This is a genomic window from Mesorhizobium sp. M1E.F.Ca.ET.063.01.1.1, from assembly GCF_003998155.1.
Classification (GTDB): domain Bacteria; phylum Pseudomonadota; class Alphaproteobacteria; order Rhizobiales; family Rhizobiaceae; genus Mesorhizobium.
The window spans coordinates 1-4,223 of sequence record NZ_RZSC01000535.1 but is presented as its reverse complement, the minus strand read 5'-3'; the positions used below and the strand labels follow the sequence as shown (position 1 = coordinate 4,223).

Sequence of the window (4,223 nt, the reverse complement as noted above, 5' to 3'; positions counted from 1 at the left end):
GTCGGACCTTGCCTATTCGGAGATCTACTTCGACGGCAACCCGCCGCCTTCGGTGCTGCAGGTCCCGGGCGCGATCGACGTCTGCGTCGAGTTCACCTCGATGTCGAAGACCTTTTCCATGCCTGGCTGGCGCATGGGCTTCGCGGTCGGCAACGAACGGCTGATCGCGGCGCTGACCCGGGTCAAATCCTATCTCGACTACGGCGCCTTCACGCCGATCCAGGTGGCGGCGGCGCATGCGCTGAACGGTGACGGCGCCGACATCGAGGAGGTGCGCGAGGTCTACCACAAGCGGCGCGACGTGATGGTCGATTCCTTCGGCCGCGCCGGCTGGACCATTCCGGCGCCGGCGGCCTCGATGTTCGCCTGGGCGCCGATCCCGGAACAGTTCCGCCAGCTCGGCTCGCTCGAATTCTCCAAGCTGCTCATCGAGCATGCCGACGTCGCGGTGGCGCCGGGCATCGGCTTCGGCGAGCACGGCGACGACTTCGTGCGCTTGGCGCTGGTCGAGAACGAGCACCGGATCCGGCAGGCGGCGCGCAACATCAAGCGCTTCCTGGCCTCGACCGCCAAGCAGCCCAATAATGTCGTGCCGCTCACGGCCCGCCGCTGATCTCGCCGCACATCACACCGACCAATCTTTGAGGGGCGTCGCCGGACATGGCTGAAGCGTTGCGTGTTGGAATTGCCGGCCTCGGCACGGTGGGCGCCTCGGTGGCGCGCGTGCTCGACGAAAAGGCGGCCGAGCTCACCCGCCAGTGCGGTCGCGACATCGTCGTCACAGCCGTCTCGGCGCGCGACCCGAAGCGCGACCGTGGTGTCGATCTCTCCACCGCCAAGTGGTTCGACGATGCGGTGGAGATGGCCGAAAAGGCCGATATCGATGTCTTTGTCGAGCTGATCGGCGGCGACGAAGGGCCTGCGCGGGCCTCGGTCAAGGCGGCGCTCGAGGCCGGCCGCCATGTCGTCACCGCGAACAAGGCGCTTTTGGCCAAGCATGGCGTGCAGCTCGCCGAGATCGCCGAGAAGAAGGGCGTGCTGCTCAACTACGAGGCGGCGGTGGCCGGCGGCATCCCGGTCATCAAGACGATGCGCGAGGCGCTGGCCGGCAATCAGGTCACCCGCGTCTTCGGCATCCTCAACGGCACCTGCAACTACATCCTGACCCGCATGGAGGCCGAAGGCATCTCCTTCGACGCCTGCCTCAAGGACGCGCAGCGGCTCGGCTATGCCGAGGCCGATCCGACCTTCGACATCGAGGGCCACGACACGGCGCACAAGCTGTCGATCCTGACCAGCCTTGCCTTCGGCACCAGGATCGCCGCCAACGACATCTATATGGAAGGCATCTCCAACATCACCCAGGCCGATATCCGCGCGGCCGCCGATCTCGGCTACCGCATCAAGCTGCTCGGCGTCGCGCAGCGAACCGAAAGCGGCATCGAGCAACGCGTGCACCCGACCATGGTGCCGACGGCCTCCGTCATCGCGCAGGTGCACGGCGTCACCAACGCGGTGGCGATCGAGACCGACATTCTGGGCGAGCTTTTGCTCTCCGGTCCCGGCGCCGGCGGCAACGCCACCGCCTCGGCGGTGGTCGGCGATATCGCCGACATCGCCAAGAGCCGGCCGGGCTTCCAGCACGGGCCGGTCTTCGGCTGGCCGGCGAAGGAGCTGAAGCCATACAGGAAGGCGCAGATGCGAAGCCACGCCGGCGGCTATTTCATCCGGCTCACCGTGCATGACCGCATCGGCGTCTTCGCGGCAATCGCCAAGCGCATGGCCGACAACGACATCTCGCTGGAATCGATCGTCCAGCAGGCGGCCGGGCCTGAAACCGACGCCCAGAAGACCGTCATCCTCGTCACCCACGAGACGACGGAGGCCGCGGTGCGCAAGGCTGTCGAAGGCATCACCAAGGACGGCCATTTGACCGACAAGCCGCAGGTGATCCGCATCGAGCGGGCGGAATAACCCCAAAGCGCGTCGCGATCTCGCCACTTGCGGGAGGCGTGCTTTAGGTCACGTTCCGCCTTCAATCGATTGATATTGCTGCAATTTCAAAAATTGACATGGCAAGTCTTGCCGTTGTCATGGAGCTTTGCCAGAAGAAGCGCGCCTCTGGCGGGAGGTGGAGCAATTCCGGGAAAAGTGCGCTGCGGTTTTGCGTCCGGGATTGCTCGAAGCAAAGAGTAGAGCGGTTCAGAACTGAACCGCGTTCGTCAACGAGGAATGCCCATCCATGAACATGGCCCAGAACATCGTTGCCGGCCTCGACCGGATCCTTACCATGGAAGTCGTGCGCGTCACCGAGCGAGCCGCGGTCGCCGCCGCAAGGCTGCGCGGTCGCGGCGACGAGAAGGCCGCCGACCAGGTCGCGGTCGACGCCATGCGCCAGGAGCTCAACCGTCTGGCCATCAAGGGCACGGTTGTCATCGGGGAAGGCGAGCGCGACGAGGCGCCGATGCTTTATATCGGCGAGGAGGTCGGCACCGGCAAAGGTCCAGCAGTCGACATAGCGCTCGACCCGCTCGAAGGCACGACCATCTGCGCCAAGAACCTGCCCAACGCGCTGGCCGTCATCGCCATCGCGGAAAAAGGCAGCCTGCTGTTCGCGCCCGACGTCTACATGGACAAGATCGCGATCGGTCCGGGCTATGCCGAGGGAACCATCGACATCGACGCCTCACCGGCCGAAAACATCGCCAATCTGGCCAAGGCCAAGGGCGTCGCGGTGACCGATATCACCGCCTGCATCCTCGACCGGCCGCGTCATGCCAGCCTGATCGACGCCGTGCGCGCCACGGGCGCGGCGATCCGGCTGATCGGCGATGGCGATGTCGCCGGCGTCATCCACACCACCGATCCGGAAGAGACCGGCATCGACATCTATCTCGGCACCGGCGGCGCGCCGGAAGGGGTGCTTGCAGCGGCAGCGCTGCGCTGCACCGGCGGGCAGATGCTTGGCCGGCTGATCCTCGACACGCCGGAAAAGGTGGCGCGGGCCGCAAAGATGGGCATTTCGGATCCGAAGCGGGTCTATCGCGCCCAGGACATGGCGCGCGGCGACGTGCTGTTTGCGGCAACCGGCGTCACCGACGGCAATATGCTCGACGGCGTGAAGTTCGGCCGTACCTTCATCACCACCCATACCATCGTGCTGCGCTCGTCCTCACGCACCGTGCGCGAGATCAAGGCGCGCCATCAGGATCTGGACAAGTTTTGATTTCGCCTTGCTTGAATTCTTTCGACGCAATTGCGGACGGAAAGCCGTTCCACAGTTTCCTTTAGCCGCTCGCTTTCCCGGAATTGCTACGGCCGCCGCATATTGATATCTGCCAGAGGATGATGTGCAGGCGGCGCGCCGCATGACGGGCGAAAGACGGTTCTTCCTCGATGTCAGGCAGTCGGCGACCGGTGTCTCCTGGGGGCACCGGCTGACCGAGCGGCAGGACATGGTGGCTTTGGCCATCGCGCAAGGCCACGGCGTGCCCGACATCGTCGCCAGGGTGCTCGCGGGGCGGGGCGTGACGGCCGAGCAGACCGAGCGTTTCCTCGATCCGACCATCCGCGAGCTTTTGCCGAACCCTGCCTCGCTGACCGACATGGAGAAGGCGGCGGCGCGGCTGGCGGATGCGATCGTGGCCGGCGAGAAGGTGGCGATCTTCGGCGATTACGATGTCGACGGCGCAGCGTCGTCGGCGCTGCTGAAGCGCTTCCTCACGCATTTCTCGGTGCCGTCCGAAATCTACATTCCCGACCGCATCTTTGAAGGCTATGGCCCCAATCCGGAAGCCATGCGCGAGCTGATCTCGCGCGGCGCGAAGCTGATCGTCACCGTCGACTGCGGTACCAACAGCGCCGCCTCGATCGAGGCGGCAAAGCAAGCCGGCGCTGATGTGGTGGTGCTCGACCACCATCAGGTCGGCGGCGCGCTGCCGGCGGCGGACGCGGTGGTCAATCCGAACCGGGAGGACGACCTCTCGGGGCAGGGGCATCTCTGCGCGGCCGGTGTGGTCTTCCTATGCCTGGTGCAGACGGCGAAGTTGCTGCGCGAGAGGCTGCCGAACGCCGACCCTGTCGATCTGCTTTCCCTGCTCGACCTCGTCGCGCTGGCGACGGTCTGCGATGTGGTGCCGCTCACCGGGGTCAATCGCGCGTTCGTGGTCAAGGGGCTGCAGGTCGCGCGCCAGCAGAAGAATGAGGGATTGGCGGCGCTGGCG

At 65.7% G+C, this 4,223-nt stretch carries 4 protein-coding genes; all 4 read left to right on the top strand.

Annotation, left to right across the window (positions count from 1 at the left end):
* Positions 1 to 613, top strand: a 613-nt coding sequence (locus tag EOA29_RS27305; RefSeq protein ID WP_127221873.1) for an aminotransferase class I/II-fold pyridoxal phosphate-dependent enzyme, incomplete at its 5' end; no start/stop codon positions are given.
* 47 nt (positions 614 to 660) lie between these two features.
* On the top strand, positions 661 to 1,974 hold the full coding sequence (locus EOA29_RS27300) for a homoserine dehydrogenase (RefSeq protein ID WP_127221872.1): 1,314 nt from the start codon (positions 661 to 663) through the stop codon (positions 1,972 to 1,974).
* Positions 1,975 to 2,242: 268 nt separating this feature from the next.
* Complete coding sequence (gene glpX, locus EOA29_RS27295; protein WP_126093443.1) at positions 2,243 to 3,226, top strand: class II fructose-bisphosphatase; 984 nt, start codon at positions 2,243 to 2,245, stop codon at positions 3,224 to 3,226.
* A gap of 142 nt (positions 3,227 to 3,368) precedes the next feature.
* A partial coding sequence (locus tag EOA29_RS27290) for a DHH family phosphoesterase (protein ID WP_189479005.1) occupies positions 3,369 to 4,223 on the top strand: 855 nt, incomplete at its 3' end.

What these genes read in the sequence shown, in the direction of transcription:
- EOA29_RS27300 (WP_127221872.1), top strand. Translation starts at nt 661, where the DNA reads ATGGCTGAAGCGTTGCGTGTTGGAATTGCCGGCCTCGGCACGGTGGGC.
- glpX (WP_126093443.1), top strand. Translation starts at nt 2,243, where the DNA reads ATGAACATGGCCCAGAACATCGTTGCCGGCCTCGACCGGATCCTTACC.